The sequence below is a fragment of the Stygiolobus sp. CP859M genome, assembly GCF_037389975.1.
Classification (GTDB): Archaea; Thermoproteota; Thermoprotei_A; order Sulfolobales; family Sulfolobaceae; genus Stygiolobus.
In genome coordinates, this window is record NZ_JBBHKS010000019.1 from 80,414 (window position 1) to 102,085 (window position 21,672).

17 protein-coding genes and 1 pseudogene are annotated in these 21,672 nt (G+C 41.0%); 12 read left to right on the forward strand and 6 right to left on the reverse strand.

What is annotated here, in order from left to right:
• Positions 1-2 precede the first annotated feature (2 nt).
• From WIW72_RS09035 to WIW72_RS09055, 5 genes are read left to right on the forward strand one after another with little or no spacing between them, the layout of a single operon-like run.
• Positions 3-179, forward strand: coding sequence for a hypothetical protein (locus WIW72_RS09035; RefSeq protein ID WP_337721392.1), 177 nt, complete (start codon positions 3-5; stop codon positions 177-179).
• Positions 163-2,799, forward strand: a complete 2,637-nt coding sequence (locus WIW72_RS09040; protein WP_337721393.1) for an HD domain-containing protein — start codon at positions 163-165, stop codon at positions 2,797-2,799. The genes WIW72_RS09035 and WIW72_RS09040 overlap by 17 nt, the downstream gene beginning before the upstream one ends.
• Complete coding sequence (locus WIW72_RS09045; protein ID WP_337721394.1) at positions 2,799-3,410, forward strand: RAMP superfamily CRISPR-associated protein; 612 nt, start codon at positions 2,799-2,801, stop codon at positions 3,408-3,410. The genes WIW72_RS09040 and WIW72_RS09045 overlap by 1 nt, the downstream gene beginning before the upstream one ends.
• 1 nt (position 3,411) lies before the next feature.
• Positions 3,412-4,353 (forward strand): hypothetical protein, encoded by a 942-nt coding sequence (locus WIW72_RS09050; RefSeq protein ID WP_337721395.1) that lies wholly within the window; start codon positions 3,412-3,414, stop codon positions 4,351-4,353.
• Entirely contained in the window at positions 4,350-5,033 is a 684-nt protein-coding gene (locus tag WIW72_RS09055; RefSeq protein ID WP_337721396.1) for an RAMP superfamily CRISPR-associated protein, read from the forward strand. Before WIW72_RS09050 ends, WIW72_RS09055 begins: the two co-directional genes overlap by 4 nt.
• A gap of 299 nt (positions 5,034-5,332) precedes the next feature.
• On the opposite strand, the pseudogene WIW72_RS09060 reads toward WIW72_RS09055, so the two are convergent.
• Positions 5,333-6,437, reverse strand: a pseudogene (locus WIW72_RS09060) (transposase).
• A gap of 995 nt (positions 6,438-7,432) precedes the next feature.
• Between WIW72_RS09060 and WIW72_RS09065 the strand changes: the two are divergent.
• The gene (locus tag WIW72_RS09065; RefSeq protein WP_337702603.1) at positions 7,433-7,621 is read left to right on the forward strand and encodes a hypothetical protein; all 189 of its coding nucleotides are present in this window, start codon (positions 7,433-7,435) and stop codon (positions 7,619-7,621) included.
• A 34-nt stretch (positions 7,622-7,655) separates the two neighbouring features.
• Positions 7,656-11,423 carry an ankyrin repeat domain-containing protein gene (locus WIW72_RS09070; RefSeq protein WP_337721397.1) on the forward strand — a complete coding sequence of 1,256 codons (3,768 nt, stop codon included), beginning with the start codon at positions 7,656-7,658 and terminating at the stop codon, positions 11,421-11,423.
• 134 nt (positions 11,424-11,557) lie between these two features.
• Here WIW72_RS09070 and WIW72_RS09075 read toward each other — a convergent pair whose 3' ends face one another.
• Positions 11,558-13,399: a hypothetical protein gene (locus tag WIW72_RS09075; RefSeq protein ID WP_337721398.1), complete on the reverse strand. Its 1,842-nt coding sequence runs from the start codon at positions 13,397-13,399 to the stop codon at positions 11,558-11,560.
• Complete coding sequence (locus WIW72_RS09080) at positions 13,396-13,896, reverse strand: hypothetical protein (protein WP_337702597.1); 501 nt, start codon at positions 13,894-13,896, stop codon at positions 13,396-13,398. Before WIW72_RS09080 ends, WIW72_RS09075 begins: the two co-directional genes overlap by 4 nt.
• A gap of 138 nt (positions 13,897-14,034) precedes the next feature.
• Between WIW72_RS09080 and WIW72_RS09085 the strand changes: the two genes are divergently transcribed.
• The 5 genes from WIW72_RS09085 (at position 14,035) to WIW72_RS09105 (ending at position 18,578) form a co-directional block, all read left to right on the forward strand.
• Entirely contained in the window at positions 14,035-14,640 is a 606-nt protein-coding gene (locus tag WIW72_RS09085) for a hypothetical protein (protein ID WP_337702595.1), read from the forward strand.
• A 9-nt stretch (positions 14,641-14,649) separates the two neighbouring features.
• Complete coding sequence (locus WIW72_RS09090) at positions 14,650-15,756, forward strand: ATP-binding protein (protein WP_337702594.1); 1,107 nt, start codon at positions 14,650-14,652, stop codon at positions 15,754-15,756.
• Positions 15,757-15,761: 5 nt separating this feature from the next.
• Entirely contained in the window at positions 15,762-16,364 is a 603-nt protein-coding gene (locus WIW72_RS09095) for a hypothetical protein (RefSeq protein WP_337721399.1), read from the forward strand.
• A gap of 120 nt (positions 16,365-16,484) precedes the next feature.
• Entirely contained in the window at positions 16,485-17,837 is a 1,353-nt protein-coding gene (locus WIW72_RS09100) for a hypothetical protein (protein ID WP_337721400.1), read from the forward strand.
• A 9-nt stretch (positions 17,838-17,846) separates the two neighbouring features.
• Positions 17,847-18,578, forward strand: coding sequence for a protein kinase domain-containing protein (locus WIW72_RS09105; protein ID WP_337721401.1), 732 nt, complete (start codon positions 17,847-17,849; stop codon positions 18,576-18,578).
• 389 nt (positions 18,579-18,967) lie between these two features.
• Here WIW72_RS09105 and WIW72_RS09110 read toward each other — a convergent pair whose 3' ends face one another.
• From WIW72_RS09110 to WIW72_RS09120, 3 genes are all read right to left on the reverse strand, one after another.
• On the reverse strand, positions 18,968-20,107 hold the full coding sequence (locus WIW72_RS09110; RefSeq protein ID WP_337721402.1) for a vWA domain-containing protein: 1,140 nt from the start codon (positions 20,105-20,107) through the stop codon (positions 18,968-18,970).
• An 827-nt stretch (positions 20,108-20,934) separates the two neighbouring features.
• A complete protein-coding gene (locus tag WIW72_RS09115) occupies positions 20,935-21,069 on the reverse strand; it encodes a hypothetical protein (RefSeq protein ID WP_337702582.1) in 135 nt (44 codons plus the stop codon).
• Between the two features lie 361 nt (positions 21,070-21,430).
• Positions 21,431-21,664 carry a hypothetical protein gene (locus WIW72_RS09120; protein WP_337702581.1) on the reverse strand — a complete coding sequence of 78 codons (234 nt, stop codon included), beginning with the start codon at positions 21,662-21,664 and terminating at the stop codon, positions 21,431-21,433.
• Positions 21,665-21,672 lie beyond the last annotated feature (8 nt).

Consider the following 21,672-nt stretch of genomic DNA (forward strand, 5'->3'; position numbering starts at 1 on the left):
AGATGAGTAAAAAGAAGTTGTGTGTTAAGGTAGACCTTTCGTTGGACTTCCTTGAAGACGGGGAGTGTTTGCAAGTGTTGGAAGTTGAAGAAGAGGACAAAAAGTTGAAGTGGTTTGACAAGGAGGGCAAAGTAAACGAGTATATCAGGATGGTGGTGAAGTATGACTCTGAGGGGTAAACTGAACTTACCCGAGTTCGTCGTAAAGTTCGACGGAGAAGGCGGTAGGTCTTATGAAGGTAATAGTGAATTAGAAGAGAAAGTCGTGGACTTGCTTTCTCACTTAGCAGAGGTATCGTGTGTGATTGCCAACAACAACGAGAAGAAAGCGATGGACGTTTACGCAGACCTAATCTCCATGTTGTATAAGTTACCCATGTTCGTCTCCTACGCACCTATAACGGAGGGGAAGTACCTACCCACGGCTTTCGAGTACTTCTTCGTATACGTCGTCGCACGACACGTAAAGGACATGAACATCACCGTGAAGGACACGTTACAACAAGTTTTGGAGAAAATCGAGGACTTTAATCACATAGACACTATACGTCAACTGATCAGGGACTACTTCTACTCTATCAGGGACGTTTACGAGGCGTTGCTGGAGACACCTGCGGACACGAGGCCGGGGTTTAACTTCACTTCATTAGTGTCCCACATCCAGTTGACGTCGTTAATGACGTGGTTGTTACAACCGGCATCTTATGACTTAAACTACCTAAGAGTAGCTGCGTTACTACACGATATAGGTAAGCTGTTTAACCCGAGGCATCACGTTCAAGAGGCTTTAGACATAATGAGGGAGTTAGAGAATAGGACAGCCAATTCTTGTATCAAACTGGGGAGGGTGAAAGGGCTAGTAGTCTCACACCACGGTGACTTTGAAAGCATAATAAGTAAGGCAGACAGACTAGCGGCAAGTGCGGACAGGCTATCAGACTTAGTTAATGAAGCCCTGAAGAATGTCGGGAAAGAGGCTATGGAGTGCTTCAGCAAACGACGTGAGGAGTCCTTTGACTGTTTCGACAAATTGGGAAGGGAAAAATACGAGAAGTTATCTAAAGAGTTGTACATTAAGATTTTAAGCTACTTGTTGCCCGAGGACATCATCGAAAATGACGAAGCTAAGGTGTTCCCGTTCATCCCTGAAAAAGTGGAGAGGGTACAAAGGGTTGAACCTAAAGGCAGGTTATTGGGTTACATAGCGTACATAGACTTCCCCGGGATACAGAAGTTTATCTTCAACTACCCTAAGATCAGGGACATGTCCTTTGCCAGCATGTTGGTGGACTTCCTAGTTAGCGTCTACCCATTCATCGTGTTGGACACTGAGTACTCAAAAAGGACCAAGTCGAGGTTACCGGCTGAGGCGTTATTAAGCGGTTACGGTGGCCACTCCTACATAGTCATAAGGAAGGACATGTGCGAGAAGGATTGTGTAAGTGAAATTAAAGAGTTATTCAAGGAACTCCCCGTTCTAAAAGACCTCGACCTGAAACTTAGTGTGAGTGTCAGTGATTTCGCTTATGAGGACTACATAGTGAAGTACAACGAAATGTGGGACAGCATAAAGGCCCAGTTTTACGAAAGGTACTTAGCTGACTTTGAAGAAGAGGTGTACTCGGTAGGGCTCCACAGGGTATGTGATAACTGCGGAGTTCGACCGGCTGTAGACAAGGACGAGGAAGAATATTTATGCAGACGTTGTTTGGAGATGAGGAAACTCTCAAAGACAAGGGGGTTCATGAGTAAAGCGAAGTCTACATACTCACTGAAACTTGACAGGGTAGAGAAGTTGACGCCGGAACTAACGGCAAAGGCGGTATTTGGTGACAATTACGGAGAATACGCGATGGAGTTCTTAGCAGGTTATACCAAGGTGGACGACTCTAAATACGTCTCATTAATAAAGGCGGACGGTAACAGGGGGTCAGTGATCTTCTCCTCAAGTGCAACCTTCTCTGATTTCTTGGACAGAAGCTTTAGGCTGGACTACGGTGTAAAGAAAGCTTTCTACGAGACCATCTCCGAGTTGGCTGACAAAGAGAAGTCAGCCAATAGCGGGAAGTTCCCTCTAACAAGTGCGGTGCTTTCGGGCGTCCTTTACTTAGGAGGAGACGACATATTCATCATAACCCCCGCCATAGTGTCCCTACCCTTCGCCGTTAAGTTGTTCGAGAGGGCTAAACAGTACACCGGGTTTACCTTCAAAGTGGGGATTGTGACGGTGAAACCTGATCACCCCATACAGTTCGCATTCCAGGCTGCTGAAGAGCTCATGGAGAACAGTAAGATAAGACCACCGGAGAACGTGACGAGAAAAGAAGCGGAGAAGTACAATAAGACCAGTATAGGATGTGTAGTCTTTTCATCAACCTTAGCCAGCAGGTCAGTCATGGTCTCAGAGCTGAAGAAGTACAAGAGAAATGACTACTCCTACATGGTGGTAGCCAACGATATAGAAGCTGTTAAGAGCCTACTTCAACTCGCGAAGCTGTATGACTTCAGCGACGTAGTGGGGTTGTACTTGAGTAAGGATAACAGACAGAAGGTGAGGGAGAGATTGAGGCAGTTGGAGGACATAGTAGGTTACGCTGAGCAGAGGCTCGATAAGCCCAACAACTTCCTAATGGTCATAGCTTATATACTTAGGAAAATAGCCAAGAGCGACGAAGGTTACGACAAGGAAGTCCTCAAGAAACTGGTAAGTAGGAAGGACGGTGTTTCAGACCCCACGAGGGAGATACCCCTCTATGATTATTACTTCATGATGAAAAACTTCAGGGTAGGTGTTGGTTGATGGAATTCAAAGTGGTGATCAAGAACTTAACCTCACTCACAGTAGGAGGAGGTAGCAGCATAGGGGCTGTGGACATACCCCTGAACCCGATGGTATTACCCAGCTCTACAGTCAAGGGTGTACTGAGGACGGCAGTGGTTAACTACTTACCTAACGGTTACTCCTCTTGCGGTAAAGTAGAGCCTGAAGAAATCAAGAAAGCCCACAAGGAAGGCGGTGTGTGTGATGTTTGCAAACTGTTCGGTTACCCTGATAGCAAGGACTCACCTTGTTTTACCCTAACCGTTAATGTCCCCAAGGTCAGCAGGTATGAGATAACGAGGGTGAAAATCGACGACAAGACACAAAAGAGCGAGGAAGGTTCTCTCTTCACTCAGGAAGTAATACCCCCTAACACCGAATTCCAAGTGACGGTCAGCTTCAGGGACTCATGCGGTGATAAGGCGCTTAAACTTCTCCTTTACTCGTTCCTCGCGTTGAGGTTCTGGAGGGTGGGTAGAAACGCGATGGTGGACGTCAAGTTAGGAGAAGACTTGTGTGGTAAGGTTAAGTGTGACCAAGAGATGAAGGAAATAGTCTCAAGCTTGTTACAGTATATGTGGGGTGAGTGAAGTGAAGTTCGTCCTCCTCAAACTAACCATAAACGGGTACGTGATGACTTTAGCTAGGAGAGTGAAAGGTTATTACTATTCCCTCACAGACTACATACCGTCAACGCAGCTAAGGGGTGCTCTGTTGTCAGAGTACTACTACCAAAAGGGGAAGATAGACCCGCAGTTCTTCGCCTCTCCAGCATATCCCGTAGAAGCAGTACCTTCGCATTACTTCAGCCCTGCCGAGGGGAGGAAAAGCAAAAAGTACTTAGAGGAGAAGGGGGTCCTGAAGAGGAAAAGCGAAGAGTTAGAAAAGGGTAAGCCCCTCAGAGAAGTATTGCAACTGGGGAGTGGAAAGAAGCCCAAGGTAGGGACCATAATAAGGAGGGAGGAGACTACACCATCTGAGTACAAGTACTCCAATTTCTCTGGTGAGTCTTTCGTCTCGATGCATGTAGCCATAGATAAGCGTTTAGGGTCTTCATATCACGGCATGTTATTCGCCTATGAGTACAAGAAGCTCGGTGTTTTGTGGGCTTTAGCGAAGCCCAGCGAGGTCATCGACGTGGCTAAGTCGAATACTTTAAAACTGGGGAGGGGCAAGAGCAGGAGTAACGCGGAAGTTAGAGTGGAAGCGGTGAGAGAAGTAGACCTACCAGAACCGCAAGGGCTCTCTTACTGCCTTTCGCAGTGTGTCCCGTCGCTGTTCGGGAAGACGTTCTTCTCAATAGGAAAAGTTGAGGGCAAGAGCGTGATTATAGGTGAAACCTCTGTGTACTCCGGTTGGTTTACGAACGACAGTATGTCGGGGCAGAAACCCTCGTTTAAGACGTTAAGTGAAGGCACGTTAGTTTACGTAAAGGAGAAGGGAGAGTACGACAAGTTACTCCCGGCAGGGCTCAACTTCATGGTAAGTGTTGGGGACTTAGGTTCGTTACTGGATCAGGTGAGGGTACAATGAACAAGAGAGTTTACTTGTTTAAGTTAAAACTTAACACCCCTTACGGGCTAAGGGTGGGGGGTCCCAAGGACGACATATACGTGCTGAAGCCCTTGGAGATAGAGGGTTACTACGTAATACCATCAAGTAGTTGGAAGGGAGTTTTCAGGAGGGTCACGGAAGTACTGTTTGCTGGTAAAGACCACTACGAGGGGCACAAAAACGGAGGGGTGGGGAATGTCGATAACTTAGGAGAGTTGATAAAGGCTAAAGGGCTGGAGTCATACGAGGAGGAAAAGAGGAGGTTCATCGCCATGTGGAACTGCCCAATTGAGAGGTTGTACGGTAGCGAGTACTTCGCCTCTGCCGTGACTTTCTCCGACACGTTAATAGATGCTAACATTAACGAGAGGACGCACACGGTGATCGACAGAAAGACTAGAAAAAGTAAGGAAAAGCACTTGTTCAGGGAACAGATAGTAGACGTAAAAAGCGTTAGCGTTAAGGTTATCGTTAGGGACGGGCTAGAAGAGTGGTTCAAGACGCTCGAATTTATGAGCGTGGTAGGCACCTTTATCGGCGGTGGTAAGTCCAGAGGGATAGGTTACGCTCAACTGGACTTAAAGGAGAGCGAGTACGCTGAAATGGACTCGTTGACTAGAAAACCCGTTTTCCGTCCGTTAAGTGAGGTTAAGTTGTGAATTTTTTTATGTGAGTTTTATAGCCGTTTACAGAGAGTTTAGAGGTCATAGTGTCGTTGTAATGATTAACGTGAACAAGTCTTACATTAGATCGCCGTTATAGACCGGGGTTTTTGGTATACCGTTTAAAGACACCGTCAGGTGTGACCACGCTCATTATCAATTACCTTTCAATTCCATTGAGGAATATCAAACGATATTTACAGCGGGTATACGGTCGTAAAGTATTCACACTTTCAATTCCATTGAGGATTAACGTTATGGACAAAAAGGAAATTGCTGACAGCAGTTATGGGACTTTAACGTAACTTAAAGATTTTCATCAGCCCCGGCGATCCGCCTAAATAACGTTCAACGAACCTGAGGTACGCCTCCACGCTCCTCAGGTTAAGAGCCCCCACCAGCTCCCTGACGACGTTGGTCATGATGGTGAAGATCGTGAGGTAACCCTGAAGCCTCTCTCTCCTCCAGAACGAGGAGTCCTCCAGTCCCAAGGCCTTGACGTCCCTGTGGAGCTCCTCGATCTCCCACCTCATCCTCCACGCCTCCTCGATCTCCTCCTCACTGAGCGAGAGATCGGTCGTGTAGAGATACCTGACGTGTGTCCCGGAGTCACCTTTATATTCCCGGACTAGCAATTTTACCGTAATCACTTGGGCTCCCAGGGTCAGGTCGGCGTAGTAGACTCCGGGGGGTAGGTCTCCCACTCGGAGGTGTCCCTCCACCTCCTCGAGGGTCCCCCGGGCCGACTCGACCCTGAGCTTGGTTGGACTTGAGCTCAGACACCACGTTGTCCTTCACGAGCTTCTCCGACCAGTACCACGAGTCGAAGACTACCTTGGACACGCGGAAGTACCCCTTGAGCACGTCCAACATCTCCCTGGCCAAGTCGATCTTGGTCTTGAACTCAGTAACCATCCCCAAGTCCAACATCTTCCTCACGGCGTAGGGGAAGGCCCCCACCATGAACGTCCTGCCCGTGGAGAGGTCCACTATGGCGACCGTGAGGAGCTGCACACCCCTCTCGAACCTCCCGTGGGCGTGGCAGTAGATCCGGTAGTTTCCGTGGGGGCTCACGTCCTTTCCTCTGGAGTACTCCTTGTGGTCCACGGTGTCGTCTATGATGACGACAACCTCACCCTTCACCAGCCCCGACAGGACCTTCAAGTAGTCCCTCCACGCGTCGTCGAGTTCTCCCAACGCCTCCAGCAGGTTTGCGTAGTCCGACCCGAACGTCTCAGCAGCATTCCTCACGCTGGTCCTCCCACCTAGCAGGGTCATGAGGACTAGCGCCAAACCGACCTTTCTGCTCCTCCCCTTCCTCCTGACCACGCCCAGGATCTGGTTGACCGCCTTGACCAACCTCTCCTTAGCGTACTCTACCTGTCCCTTCCGGTTTGACATCTTTTCAGCGGGACGACGTCTAAAATTAAAAACTTCTCGCTAATACCGACTTCCTGGTATTACCTCCCTAAGATTCCCATAACTGCTGTTGCTGATTACCTGGCTAAGACTTTCAATTCCATTGAGGATTAATGAAGCGTTTGGAGATACATTAAGAAATGCATTAAGAGATTTCTTTCAATTCCATTGAGGATTAACAAAAACAATCAAATATAAAAATAACGAACTTTCAATTCCCTTGAGGATTAACAACGTTAGAGTGATTTTTAAATATTTTATTATATTAGAGTGCTTTCAATTCCATGAAGCAGTAATTAATGACCTTGATTGGGTACTAACAAATAAATAAAAAGCAGCAGTTATTAGATTTTGCCTTGACTTCAAGGTTACACCTTAACGAGAAATCCCATAACTGCTGTAAATTAGATTTTCTTTAATCCATGCGTTAGCTTTAAGCATTGGGAAAGATAATATTTTAATGAAATCAACATGACTCCTAAAAAGTCCAAGACTAGCAACGTCTTGTCTTCCTAGTTTAAACTTCTCTCAGAATGTGAGGGTCCCTTCAAATCTCTCGCTGTATTAAGGACTTCAGAGGCTTCGATTATGCCTTGTTATGTTGATATTATAGTAACATTGGATGGCATGGTCTTCGTATAAAAGGAGATAGTTAAGCATAATTCACAGTGAAATGGAGAAAATAGGGGCATTTGGTTGATAGATCACTTCTTTCGTTGTGACGAATTTCAAGTGAGATATCCTTACTTAGTCTTGTCTAAGAGGAAACTTTAAGCATGATGCGGTAAATCCAACCATACCGACTCATTTTCTTACATCAGTGAGCTTTCCTAAAATTTACGAGAGTAACGTCGTTTTTAAAGTACCGAATAAGAAGAATAAAACGTCTAGTATGTAGAATAAAATTTTTATAAACTGATGAATATTTTATTAATAATGAGTGATGGGTGAGAGGTTTGGGTCGGGTGAAGTCGACTTTGATAAATAGGAAGACCGGGAATCAAGTGACTTTACAAAATGTTAACCCTACGCGGACGGAGCAATTGGTTGACGAGTTGAGAGGTCTTGTAGGCAGTGCGGAAACAGTGGCACTTTTTAAACGGGAAAGTGATAGAGAATTAGTACCCATAAATGTAGCTACCGTGAATAACCTAAATGCCGGGTGAAAGCCAATCGATACCACAAGGTGGGGTGCAAAAGATGGCAGTATTCTGGAACCATAGACTCTTAGATGCGGCTAGGAAGGGTAACTTGATTGAAGTACAAACAGCACTCGAAAAGGGGGCAAACCCAAACACTAAAGGTAGTTACGGCTATACGCCACTACATTATGCAGCACAAGAAGGTCATGTTGAGATTGTTAAGATCTTGCTTGAGCGTGGTGCTGACCCAAACGCTAAAATTGATAACGGTAGGACGCCACTACATTATGCAGCAGAAATGGGTCGTGTTGAGATTGCCAAACTGCTGCTTGAGCGTGGTGCTGACCCAAACGCTAAAGATAATGAAGGTAGTACGCCATTGCATATAGCAGCAAAAAAGGGTCGTGTTGAGATTGTTAGGGTTTTGCTTGAGCGTGGTGCTGACCCAAACGCTAAAAATAATGACAGCTGGACGCCATTGATAGCAGCATATCGTGGTCGTGTTGAGATTGTCAAACTGATGCTTAAGCGTGGGGCATACCCAAACGCTAAAATTAATGACGGCTGGACGCCACTACATTATGCGGCACAAGAAGGTAATGTTGAGATTGCCAAACTGCTGCTTGAGCGTGGTGCAAACCCAAACGCTAAAATTAATGACGGAAGTACGCCATTGCATATAGCATCATATAAAGGTCGTGTTGAGATTGTTAAGATATTGCTTGAGCATGGTGCTGATCCAAACGCTAAAATTAATGACGGCTGGACGCCATTGCATATAGCAGTAAAAGAAGGTCATGTTGACGTTGTTAAGATATTGCTTGAGCATGGTGCTGATCCGCGGATTGCCGACAATGAGGGACATATTCCCTTACATTATGCTGTAGGTAGTGCAATTCGTAGTTTACTTGAGAGTGCCTTGAGAAATAGCTACTCTAAAGTACCTAGAGAACCTAGGATGCAAGGTAACGAAGCAATACTGGTAGATAAGGGTGATATTGAAAGAAAATCAGACGAAAATGAAAAATTATCTGGTGGGGTGCAGAAGATGGTAGGAAACCGGGACTGGTTTCTGAAGAAGGCAGGAACCTGGGACAATTTACTCCTCGAGGGGGCTAAGGATGGTGACTTGATTGAAGTACAAACAGCACTCGAAAAGGGGGCAAACCCAAACGCTAAAAATAAAGACGGTCAAACGCCGTTGCATATAGCAGCAAAAGAAGGTTATGCTGAGATTGTCAAACTGCTGCTTGAGCATGGTGCTGACCCAAACACTGAAAATAAAGACGGCTGGACGCCATTGCATATAGCAGTAAAAGAAGGTCATGTTGACGTAGTTAGGGTTTTGCTTGAGCGTGGGGCATACCCAAACGCTAAAAATGATGACGATCAAACGCCGTTGCATATAGCAGCAGAAGAAGGTTATGCTGAGATTGTTAAACTGCTGCTTGAGCGTGGTGCAAACCCAAACGCAAAAAATAATGGCGGCTGGACGCCATTGTATGACGCAGCGCAAAAGGGTCATGTTGAGATTGTTAAACTGCTGCTTGAGCGTGGTGCAAACCCAAACGCTAAAGCTACTGGGTTTCTTTTTCACAGTCAAACGCCGTTGCATATAGCAGCAAAAGAAGGTTATGCTGAGATTGTTAAACTACTGCTTGAGCGTGGTGCAAACCCAAACGCTAAAAATGATGACGATCAAACGCCGTTGCATATAGCAGCAAAAGAAGGTTATGCTGAGATTGTTAAACTACTGCTTGAGCGTGGTGCTGATCCGCGGATTGCCGACAATGGGGGGCATATTCCCTTAGATTATGCTGAAGATAGTGCAATTCGTAGTTTACTTGAGAGTGCCTTGAGAAATAGCTACTCTAAAGTACCTAGAGAACCTAGGATGCAAGGTAACGAAGCAATACTGGTAGATAAGGGTGATATTGAAAGAAAATCAGACGAAAATGAAAAATTATCTGGTGGGGTGCAGAAGATGGTAGGAAACCGGGACTGGTTTCTGAAGAAGGCAGGAAACTGGGATAATGAACTCCTCGAGGCGGCTGAGAATGGTGACTTGATTGAAGTACAAACAGCACTCGAAAAGGGGGCAAACCCAAACACTAAAATTGATAACGGCTGGACGCCATTGCATGAAGCAGCATATCGTGGTCATGTTGAGATTGTTAAACTGCTGCTTGAGCGTGGTGCAAACCCAAACACTAAAATTGATAACGGCTGGACGCCATTGCATGAAGCAGCATATCGTGGTCATGTTGAGATTGTTAAACTGCTGCTTGAGCGTGGTGCAAACCCAAACGCTAAAATTGATAACGGCTGGACGCCATTGCATGAAGCAGCACAAGAAGGTCATGTTGAGATTGTTAAACTGCTGCTTGAGCGTGGTGCTGACCCAAACGCTAAAAATAATAACGGTCACACGCCATTGCATATAGCAGCATATCGTGGTCATGTTGACGTAGTTAGGGTTTTGCTTGAGCGTGGTGCTGACCCAAACGCTAAAGATAATAACGGTAGGACGCCATTGCATGAAGCAGCATATCGTGGTCATGTTGACGTTGTTAGGGTTTTACTTGAGCGTGGTGCTGATCCGCGGATTGCCGACAATGAGGGGCATATTCCCTTACATTATGCTGTAGGTAGTGCAATTCGTAGTTTACTTGAGAGTGCCATGAGAAATAGCTACTCTAAAGTACCTAGAGAACCTAGGATGCAAGGTAACGAAGCAATACTGGTAGATAAGGGTGATATTGAAAGAAAATCTAAGCAAAATGAAAAATTACCTATAGTAGAACAACAATCAGTAATAAAAAACCAAGGCGTAATGCAAATCCCCAACTACGAGATCTTGGAAACTATAGGTGAAGGCGGTTCCGCTATAGTTTACAAAGCAAGGAGGGAAAAAGATTCATTGCTTGTAGCCATAAAAGTTCCTAAAGTTCCTGATAAGGATTTCGTCAAAGAGTTGGCAATATGGCTACACTTAAACCATCCAAATATAGTAAAACTCTTAGATTTTGATGTAAATCCTAGACCTTACATGGTAATGGAACTAATGAACGGGACACTTCATGGAAAGACTTTTGATAAGGATACAGCTACAAGGATAATTTTAGATGTTCTTTCTGGATTAAAATATGCTCATGAAAAGGGAATAATTCATGGGGACATAAAACCGTCTAACATACTTTTAGACGCTAACGGTAGAGCAAAGATTAGTGATTGGGGAACAGCAAAATTTTCAGATATAACCACATCTAAAAACAACGAAGCATTTACCTTTATTTATGCGGCTCCAGAACAAATAGATACACACTTAGGTCCAATTGACGAAAAAACGGACGTATATCAAGTATGTGAAGTGTTTTATGAGATTCTTACTGCTAGGCCGGTTTTCCAAGGTAGTATAACAGAAGTATATGGTAAAAAACTTAAGATGCAAATCTCTCTACCGTCTAGCATTAATCCAGACCTAAAGGATTATGACAAAATATTTTTGAAGTGTTTATCTCCCAAGAAAGAAGACAGATATTCTACGGAAGAACTTATATCCATTTTATCTAATATGCAATATACTAGACTTACAACTAAAAATACTGCGTATGCCTTTGTAGAGTTAGCATATCATGTTGTTCAACAATCGGATGATTATGAGAAAGCGCTATTTTGGATAAAGAAAATCAACACTGTAGATACAAAGGATGTTATAAGCAGTTTAGAGAAAAAAATTAAATATAATATAGGCACAAAAGAAGATATTTTAAAGAGGATAGAGCTTTTAAGAAATCAAATTGGTTTATCAAAAAATATATATTGAAATAGTTTATTCTTTTTTATATATATAACTAATATGCTAGAGATTTTTTGGTAGATTAGGGAATTCTTACATACCCCTATATTTTAATCTACTACTGATAAATACCCCACTATATTACCAATGAGATGATCTATTTAGTCTCTCTTTAAAACTATTTCTCCGTTTACATCATAGATTTTTCCTATATTCTCTTTTTGTAGCTCATAAAATGCTTTTTTAGCTATTAATTCTGGTAAATTATATTCTTGTACTACTGATGATAATGTAACATGGCCTGATTTCATGAGTTCTCTTTTAGTTATATCTTTAGCTTTAAATATTTTTTCAGTTTCCAGCTCTTGTTCAAAAATATCGATATAACTATTTATTCTGTTATCTAGCTTATTATAGATTAATTCGCCAGATAATAGATCTATTAAACATACTGATAAATAATAGTCCGTAAAGTTCTTCTTAAAATCGTCAGAGGATATATATTCCTTTACTTTTTTATCGAAACCTGTTGGTGAAGCTATTCCTATAACATGTAATACCTTTCCTTGCCTAGCAGCATCAATTGATTTATCTAGATATTCTAAAATGTCTGCTAATGAAATTGTCTTATCGTCGGCTAGTTTCTTTACGTAATTTTCAATATGAGAAAGGAATTTAGCTTTAATTATTACAATCAAATCCTCTTTTAACAATCTCCGTTTCCTTATTATATATGTAACTTCAGTATTATGCGGATATAAATGTAGTTCTTTTGGATTAACATTTAACGAATTTATTTCGTCGCTTCTTTCTATTATATAGTCACTAGTTTTATCTACGTTTATTTCCCCTTTTCTTATAGGGTCGAAAAACTTTCTAGGAACTGTGTTCATTTTCATTTCAAACCTCCCAATAAAATTGACTTCCATTATTCTAGCTTCGGTATTACTTATAGCAATACTTGATTCTGAAATATTTTTATATTCGTTTATTTTTTCTTGAAGTTCCAAATTTTCGATCTGAAGCTTAGAAACCGCATTCTGATAGTTTTGGATTTTCTCGGTTAATTGTCTTATAGTATCCTCATATCTTTTTATTTCTGATTCTATAACAGTTTTACTCTCATTTTTTAATTTAATTACATAATTTTCAAGTTCAGCCTTTTGTGATTCAAGAATTTTTTTCTGCTCAATAAGTTCCTTAACTTGTCCTTGTAAAAAGGTTATCATTTTTTTTATTTTATCTTCTAAGGTTACACCTTTTACTCCATAATTATCTAGATATTTATCTATTTTTTCCTTTTCTTCTCTTAACTTCTCTATTTCCTTTTCAAGTTCGTCTATTTTCTCTTCTGCTATTTTCCTCATATTTTCCTCAATTTTTCTCCTTTCAATTTCTGCCTCGTATTGTTTTCTTATAACATATTCATATTCATTAAATAACTGTCTAGGAGCCCCTGGGTCTTTAGAAAAGTAAGCTATTATACCGGACTTTATTTTTTCGAACCTATTGATATATTCATGCCTTAAAGCTACTCCTAATGTTTGTCTAATTTTATATTCTCCTGGTTCTAGAAGTTTTTCGTACTCGTACATTTCCTCATCGTACCATTTCTTTATAACATCATAAATCTTCCCTGTTTTGTTAAATAAGGCTGTAGCTATTTCAGTATCTTTTATGTAATCTAAAAGGAGAAATTTATCTAATTTTAAAAAAGCTGTATACTCATCGTCTGTAAAGTCTTTGGATATGAGAGCTGCTATAGAGTCATTACAATCTTTCAAACTTGAAGCTACTCTAATTAAGGCTAAGTCAAAAAATCCTAACATCAAGTTCTTCTCGTTAAACGAAAGGCCTTTAGTACAATTGTTTTCATAATATGATCTGTTCTTTTTTATCTCGTTGTAAATTTGAATTCTAGATTCAAGGGGCTCGTTTTTTAAACTAATTAAATCCTTTCTAGCATAACTCATAACATAATCAAATATATCTTGGCAATTCATTTCACATCACCAAATATTTTTATCTCTTCTGTTAATTCTTCGAGAAGTTTTCTTACTGCTTCTTGGCTTCCTGTTAAAGATATGAATACCGAGGTCGAAGAATCTCCTTTAATGTTCATATACAATCGTACTATTCCTTTTCTAGTATAAATATCATATATCTCCATTTCTCCAGAATTTCCTAGGAAGACACCCTTCTTTTTTGATATTAAATATGACATGAAAGATTTAACTTCCTTTAGTTCTTTTTGTAACTTAAACGTTCTGCTTTCGCTATATTTTTCCTCATTTAAGTCTATTTTTGACATTTTATAGATGGAGATTATATCTATTGGAAACTTATTAACTATCTCGGAAATTACATCAGAATACATATCATCATCAACTTGAAGTAAATATCCCTCTGGTTTACTTATCTTATTACGCCATTTACTTACTAGGTAATCTAATCTTTTTCTTTCATTATCGTTTCTGTACTTCACTTCAATTAAATACATCATATAATTCTTCTTCTGAGATTATTTTAATTTTCCCATAAAGGAGTTTGTTATCGGTAGGTTATATGGAAAAAAATATCTTTCTCCAGTATGGAGAAAAATATATATAATAGTCATATGAATAAATACTAGATAAATATGGGATTATTTGACAAGTTAATTAAGAACAAAGGAGTTAAGGACGTTTTAAAGAACGTTGACATTAAAGAAATAAAGGAGGAAATAGGTTATTTGGAATTACAGGAAAGGAAGCTTGAAACACAGAGACAAGAACTAGAAAAGGAAGCAGAAAAACTTTTCCAAGATTCCATAGGGAAAAGTGAGGCTACTAAAAGACTAAATGCTACGAAAATAAAGAATTTGAAAGATAGAATAGCAGACATAGATAAGGACCTAAGGGAAATTAATTTAAGATTAGGAGTTCTGTACAAAGTTCAAAGGTTAAAGGAAAAGGCACAGAAAACATATAATTCGAAAGTGTGGGAAGACCTGGTAAATAAAGTTGATAGCGAAACCTTAGAGAAATGGTTAGTTGATAAAAAAATTAGTGACGATGAAATATTGAATAAGTTAAGACAACTATATAATGCTCAAGGTCCAGAGGAAGAGGCTGAGGAGATTTCGCCAGACGAAAGAGAAATACTTGAGGCCATGGAAGCAGTAGAAAAGGGTGAGAAAAGCCCTAAAGAGGCTACAAAGGAAGTTACTAAGGAAAAGTACGATGAAGAAAAGGAAACACAATAGGGGATCTTAGTGTCAATTGATTTTTTAATATTGAATCAAATAAAAAAGCTTGAAACTGAAGCAGAGTATTATGAAAAAAAAGGAGAGAAAGATAAGGCACATGAGGTTTATGAAAAAATAGCTAATCTTTATGAAAAAGCCGCTTCCAAGGCATTATTGCAGAGTACTAAGGAACTTTATCTAATGAAAGCAGAAGAATATAGAAGTAGAATAAATAAAACTAAAGAGAAAATTAATGGAGACGAACCCGACTATATTCAAATAGCTAAAAGCATGATAGAAAAAACTAATTTAACCTGGGATGATATTAGCGGATTGGAAAAAATAAAGTCTTTATTAAGACAGGCTGTAGGCATAGCAATTTCTAAACCAGAAAAACCAGTAAAATTGGATCCTCCTAGATCTATTCTTCTTTTCGGTCCGCCTGGAACGGGGAAAACATTGCTTGCCTCTGCAGCTTCAAACTCTATTAATGCGACTTTTTTTAACGCAGATATTGCAAAGATCCTCTCAAGGTATGTAGGTGATTCCCCAAAAACCATAGATGCAATATTCCTATTAGCAAGAGAGATGTCTCCTTCAATTATATTCTTTGACGAATTCGATGCTATCTCTTTAAGTAGAGAAGAAAAAGAGAATATAGGCACAGGATTAATTCAAAAAATTTTAACGGAAATGGATGGTTTTAGAAAATCAAGAGATTTCGTTATGGTTATAGCCAGTACTAATAGGCCATGGGCCTTGGATGAGGCAATATTAAATAGGTTTGATTACAGGATATATGTCCCTCTTCCAGATTTTGAGGCAAGAAAGGGAATATTTGAAATTGAATTAGGAAAAAAGAACTTTGAAATAGAAGCCGATTATGATGATTTAGCAAGGAGAACAGAAGGATATAGCGGAAGAGAAATTTCATATATATGCAGAAAAGCAATAATGTCAATGATAAAGAGAATGAATCCGGATATAGAAAACGCTAAACCCGGATATAAACTAAGGATAGGTAAAATCACTAAAGAAGAACTCTATAAAGCCATAGAAGAAACAAAACCGTCTGTAAGTAAAGAAATGATCAAAAAATATGAAGAATGGAATAAAGAATATGGTTCGGAGTGAAGAAATTGGAGGACATTATTCGAGATTTAAATGAGAAAATGGGAATTCCTAGTAGTGTAATCTCAATAGTAAGTTCAATAATTAATATACCACTAGTTTCGACAGCAGCAACTGCACTTGCATACTTTTCAATATTTGCGACATTATGGGGATATTATTACAAGAGAAAATCTATAGACTCTTTAAAAGAGGATGAACTGGAGAAAAACGAAGTTGAATTAATAGTCAATAATGATAAAATAGAGAGAGAGCTTAAATACCAATACGATAGAAAGAAAATCCTAGAGGAAGAAATAAGAAAAGCAGAAGGAATACTCAAAGACAAATATTCCAAGGAGCTGGAATACGTTAATAATAAGATAAAAGTTCTTGAGTCAGAGTATGAGGATAATTTAATTAGATTAGCCTTCGTAAGAAACTTAAAAATAATAATATCTCATAAGAAATTTCTAAAAGAGAAAGGAATATGGGAAAAATTTGAAGAATTATCTAGAAAGATCGAAAAGGAAAAAATAAACATAGACAAATCACTTTTGAAACGTAGAGAAATAAGAGAATTCCTTTCCTCATTAAATAATGAATACGAATTAATGAGGATCTTTGAATAAAGAGAAATAAATGAATTTTAATGGGAAGTTCTTAAAATAATGAATTATTATATTCCTTCACTAGGGAGATTGAAGGAAATGTAAAGCCCCCTATGGCGACGTTACCTAAGGTGAGGTAAAATGACAAGGGGGCAGCAGCATCTCGACATACAACACCTCAATGTCAGCAACACACATCTAGTCATCCCCCCGTTATTTTTATTAAATAGAGCCGACAATCTCTTGAGGAAAATGATACCTAAATACCCGTTCATAATCTCTCCGCTTTTCCTAGTGACTTCGTTTTACTTTTACCAAATAAAAATGGTCACGGTATCCGAGATTTACGTTTTTCTTTACATTTCCTTCTTACTCTCTTACATATTCGTGAGGCATTGGGCAGTCCCTCTAGCCTTGAACTTATTACCCGGTCTAATACCGGCGTTCATGGCAAACCAGTTGGCGGTGTTAATAAACCAGTCTCCTCAAGCTATCCTCGGTGAGTTCATCTTATTTGCAATCTTTGGAATAATAGCTGGTTTCTCTTTGAGAGGCGTCTTTACGAGTGATGACAATGAGGGAGGGGTCGGCACCTTTCTGGTTATTGTAGGGGTAATAGTTAACACGTCTTATGTCTTAGGTGCTGGGTTTACCCCTACTACTTGGGGAAACGCGATAATAATGGTTTCACCTTTTTACTTCACCACTTCGTTAATCACACAAATCCTCCACTTCCAATACAAGGACCCTTCAAAGTTTACACAAACTTATATGACACCCCCGGTGCACTTCACATTTAAAGGGCTACCGCCGGGGGTAGATGTGACGATAACCGTTAACAAGGTGACTTACACGACGAACTCAGATTACTTGAGAGTCCAGCAATTAGGTGTTAATGACTACCACTGGGTCGCTTACGACGTAATCACACCCAACAACGAGATCTACACCCCGGACGTGAGGGAAGGTTTCGCCTCGCCCGGGCAGGGAGTAGTCATAAATTACATCCTGGCCACCCCGCAACAGTCTAGCCAACAGAGCTACCAATACGTTACTTTCATAATACGCAATCTACCGCCCTCACATGAGGCGACGATAACAATAGGGGGAGTGACCTACAAGACCAGTTCCAGGCTTGAGGCGACTGTCGAAGGTAGTTGGGTGGCAGACGACGTCATAGTCGGCAATAAAGTCTACAAACCTTACCCAAACAGTGGGTACGCTAGGTTCGGTGACGTAATAATAATAGACTACCGCATGGTGAGTTTTCGCACGCCGTCGAGGAAACTCTCGCCCGGTAACCTCCAGAGTTGGGACCCCAAAGTATGGGTCGGTAGGACACTTTACGTATACGAGATAAAGGACGTAATAGGTGAGGGCGGTAACGGTTACGTCTTAAGGGGAGAATACAACGGGAAGGAGGTGGCCGTAAAAGTACTGAAACTGGATCATGGTAACGCCGAACAGTTCTTCAAAGAGCTGATTAAAGAGTAGTCTAACTTAGTGGCGATATCCTCGAAACCGAATGTCGTGAAGATATACGGTGTATACGTAGACGAACAAGTGCTCGAGGACATACTTAGGGGGGACTTGGAGTTGTATAAGATGCAACCGCCCATGATAGTCATGGAGTTAATGAAGGGAGGTTCGATGTCCGACCTGTTAAATGACGACACGTTCTTTTATTCCAGCAAGTGGGAGAAGACTGTTTATAGGGCTATTAAGGACATGGCTGAGGCTTTGAATTTCCTTCACTCCCAAGGTTACGTGCACATGGACGTAAAGCCCCAGAACATCTTCCTGACCGAGAGGCCTAAACAGCCTTACGAGTTGGATAACGTAAAGTTTAAACTAGGTGATTTAGGGAGTGCCGTGAAGGTGAACGGTAAAATAAACCAAGTTACTCCCCTCTATTCACCTCCCGAGGTATACCTTGGAGTAGCAAAGCCCTCAATTGACGTGTTTTCGCTGGGTATGACGATGTACGTTTTGCTCACTAGACGGGAGGACAGGCCGGACTTAAACGATATGGAAGATGCCTTCAACTGTTATGTTAAAGGCGATATGAACTGCGTGAAATTGAAGGTCGAGTCGTCTAAAGCTAAGTTAGCTACGTGGGATCCCAACGTACCGGACGTGGTGAAGCCACTGTTAAAGGGGATGTTGTCGCCAGACCCCTCAAAGAGGGTTACTACTAAGGAAGTGGTGCAGTATTTAAGCCGTTTAATCACGTAGGGGCTGACTACTTTTTTACGTTGATAGAAATCTTTTTGTCTGTTTATGACGAATTTCCGTTGATAAATGATGATCTCTCACACCGATGTGGGCAAAAGGGTGGGAGTGATTGCAGAGATGTGAGTCCCGTGCCGCTGGGCTCGAAGGAGTCCCTTGACCCGCCTATGGTTGAGGGCTAAGTCCCTACACTCGATCATGAATGAACATAAAATGATTGAAATGAAAGTGTGGGGACAAACGGGTGAGGGTAGTATGAGGTGACACAAAACGGTTTCTTCCGCTTATAATCAAGGAGAGGTTTGTCCCGCCTTTACTGATTCCTGTTTTAATTCGGTGAGTAGTCGTAGTAGAGCTTATGAGGACTATCATTGCTAGCCCATAAGGAAAATTCATTTCCTCAACCTTTTCGTAACTTCGCTGTTCAGCCTTTTAGTATCACCCTTACTATCGGCCAATTTCCTAGTGTATTCTAAAAGGTCTAACCTCTTAGTGCTCTCTGCTATGTTCTTCAGCACGTTAATAGTCTGGTTTAAATTGTGCTCGTTCAAACTTCTTAGGTTGTAATACCACATCCCCTCGGCGACTATGTCTTGGTCTATACTTTGCACGAAATCCTCCTTACTACTTGCAGTTGTAATATACAGTTCCTTCTTTATTTCTTGTTCTTCTTCCTCTAACACATTGTATTTCACTCTGACTTCTAGTAATTTTCCGCTAAAGTTAGGAGGAAGGTCTATGTACCCGTAGATCCTAACCGGACCTTCCAAAGTGCCTAAATTGATCGGGTTACCGCTATAATTGATTAAATTGACCGGGAATTCCGAGGTAAGAAAAACTTTAACCTTTTGTGCACCAATGTATTCTTTGACGGATTCAGTAAATATTTTAAATAACTCGTCTAGGTTGTCCACGTGATATAAAAGACCGTTAGTCTGGTCTGCCAAAGCCTTGAGAACGCTTTCATTATAATACTTTCCAACTCCTACAAATATCACTTTACCGCTGAACTCCTTCACTCGTGAGGGGGGATCTGTGGGGGACCCGTCAGTTATTACGATGATTTCGTCCGCGTCTTTAACTAGGTTTAGAGCCGTGTACAATCGCGTCTCTTGTGACCCTTTCTGGACATTACTTAGCTGAGAATATGCATACGTCGGAGGGGACATTGTGACTATAGGTATGACCTCGTCAGAAAACGTGTATATACTGACAAAGTTATCTGCCGGGATATACGCTAAAATTTCCTTCAACGCCTCTAATGCTTGTTGAATCCTAGAGGGATATTTAGGAACCCATTCCGGAAATTCACACACCTCTACACCGTCAACAACTCTACAATTAGTCCCGTAGTTAGCGTATTCCGGTAATATGTCGGGGCGCCACATTGAGTCACTGGTATCTAACAAAATTTCAATATGAGTGCCTTGTCTTTTATACAACTTTTCAGGGTTTATTATTATTCTGAAGAAGTATCTGAATGGAAAATTGTAAGACTTTCTATGACTCCCGCTTACTATTACATTTAACATTGCGTAAACAAAGTAACTTCACAATAAAATCTTTTTGGCCACGTAACTTGTCTTTACGCGATCTTCAACTTCGCTAATTAGTCCAGCATTAGCCATGCTATGATCACGTCAGTCTCGTTCAGTCTGATACTTCAACTTCGTTCATTAGTGATACCTTTTAACTTTATTACGCCCGTGACAATTTATGGGTTCAATAAAAGTCGTCTACACACCACGTAACTACAATTATTAGACAACCTACCGTTTGAGGCCCCTTATGAGCCCTGCTCATAAATTGTTTTAATTTGTGAAAATTATCCTTAGCGCACCCGAAGTTCATCTTTAACGCAGGGCTAAACCAATAGAACCCGTGGAACACTACAGAGACCAAGTGTTTACCCGTGGCGTAACTTTTCCTTACTTTTAATTACTTCTAATTCCACCCCGGACCCCCTCTCAAGGACTCATACACAGTCACCCATCGGGGCTGGTCGAGGAAAACACCACTACCCTCCAATCCACACTTTTATCACTCCCACTCTCGTGGGCAGTGCTCGTCATCAGTTAGGGGGGAATCATCAGTAAAAGCACATTGTAATACTGTATAAACACGACTTGTCAAAACGATATTTAGATTAAAAATAACGGGTAGTTACGTAGAAGCGTTAAAGTCTCGAATAAACGGCGGGAATAATGAGGAGGAAACCCCTGAGGTTGGGGCTTTTGAACCGTGGTATAGACAACTGTCTTTATAGTACCTTGGCAGAGGCTTAAAAAGTTGTTTTACAATTATCACGTGGAAAACCATGAGGGAATTGGATTTAGATGAATACTTAACTTTAATGGCTTTAGGAGTTTACTAAGCTACCGAATCTACTGTCGTTTGTAGAGATAAGCATTTTTGCCTTACAAATCTTAATCCAACAAACTACTTCACTAACCTCTTTTTCACTCAGAGGTGCTTCTGGATCTTCAATTATCAAGAAATCCCCCTCGGTAGCCGTGGTAATATAATACCTATAAGCTTAAGATGTTTGAAGGGGCGTTATGGAGCGGGAGCGTATCAACGTATACCGTGCTCTCCTCATTATTAACCCATATCTTATGTCCGTTAATTACGTCAGAAAATCCTTGAGGCGAAATCATCCCGTTGATAAAATCAGTAGCTATTCCGAAAGCCTTAGGTATACCCGGTGCACCCTCGTACTGAAATACTAGGAACTTATAAAAAACGTAAATCAGCCAGGCCCTAGAAGAGGGGATTATTTTAGGCTTAAGCTTTTCAAGAGAGGAGAAGCAAAAAGAGTCGACGTCGAAGTTAGCTTGAATACAAGAACTCTTAATTTAGGGTTTCTCTTTTAGCTTAACCTTTGCCTCTATACTAGAAGGTTGAATGCTCCCCTTAACGAGTAAGCTCTTCCTCTCTATTTCGAAACTAGCAATAAACCAATTTTTTACCAGTTCTAGTTCATTAACTGTAAGAGGGACGTTAGAGGTTATATTAAATCCAATATACTGCCCGTTGAATACCGTGACTTTACAGTATTCATAATAATAATGGTAAGGGAGTGTTATCATGAAATTAA

Bases quoted from the DNA above. Each gene is read 5' to 3' on its own strand.
- WIW72_RS09035 (WP_337721392.1), top strand. From the start codon at position 3: ATGAGTAAAAAGAAGTTGTGTGTTAAGGTAGACCTTTCGTTGGACTTC.
- WIW72_RS09040 (WP_337721393.1), top strand. From the start codon at position 163: ATGACTCTGAGGGGTAAACTGAACTTACCCGAGTTCGTCGTAAAGTTC.
- WIW72_RS09045 (WP_337721394.1), top strand. From the start codon at position 2,799: ATGGAATTCAAAGTGGTGATCAAGAACTTAACCTCACTCACAGTAGGA.
- WIW72_RS09055 (WP_337721396.1), top strand. From the start codon at position 4,350: ATGAACAAGAGAGTTTACTTGTTTAAGTTAAAACTTAACACCCCTTAC.
- WIW72_RS09070 (WP_337721397.1), top strand. From the start codon at position 7,656: ATGGCAGTATTCTGGAACCATAGACTCTTAGATGCGGCTAGGAAGGGT.
- WIW72_RS09075 (WP_337721398.1), bottom strand. From the start codon at position 13,399: ATGAATTGCCAAGATATATTTGATTATGTTATGAGTTATGCTAGAAAG.
- WIW72_RS09080 (WP_337702597.1), bottom strand. From the start codon at position 13,896: ATGTATTTAATTGAAGTGAAGTACAGAAACGATAATGAAAGAAAAAGA.
- WIW72_RS09085 (WP_337702595.1), top strand. From the start codon at position 14,035: ATGGGATTATTTGACAAGTTAATTAAGAACAAAGGAGTTAAGGACGTT.
- WIW72_RS09100 (WP_337721400.1), top strand. From the start codon at position 16,485: ATGACAAGGGGGCAGCAGCATCTCGACATACAACACCTCAATGTCAGC.
- WIW72_RS09110 (WP_337721402.1), bottom strand. From the start codon at position 20,107: ATGTTAAATGTAATAGTAAGCGGGAGTCATAGAAAGTCTTACAATTTT.
- WIW72_RS09120 (WP_337702581.1), bottom strand. From the start codon at position 21,664: ATGATAACACTCCCTTACCATTATTATTATGAATACTGTAAAGTCACG.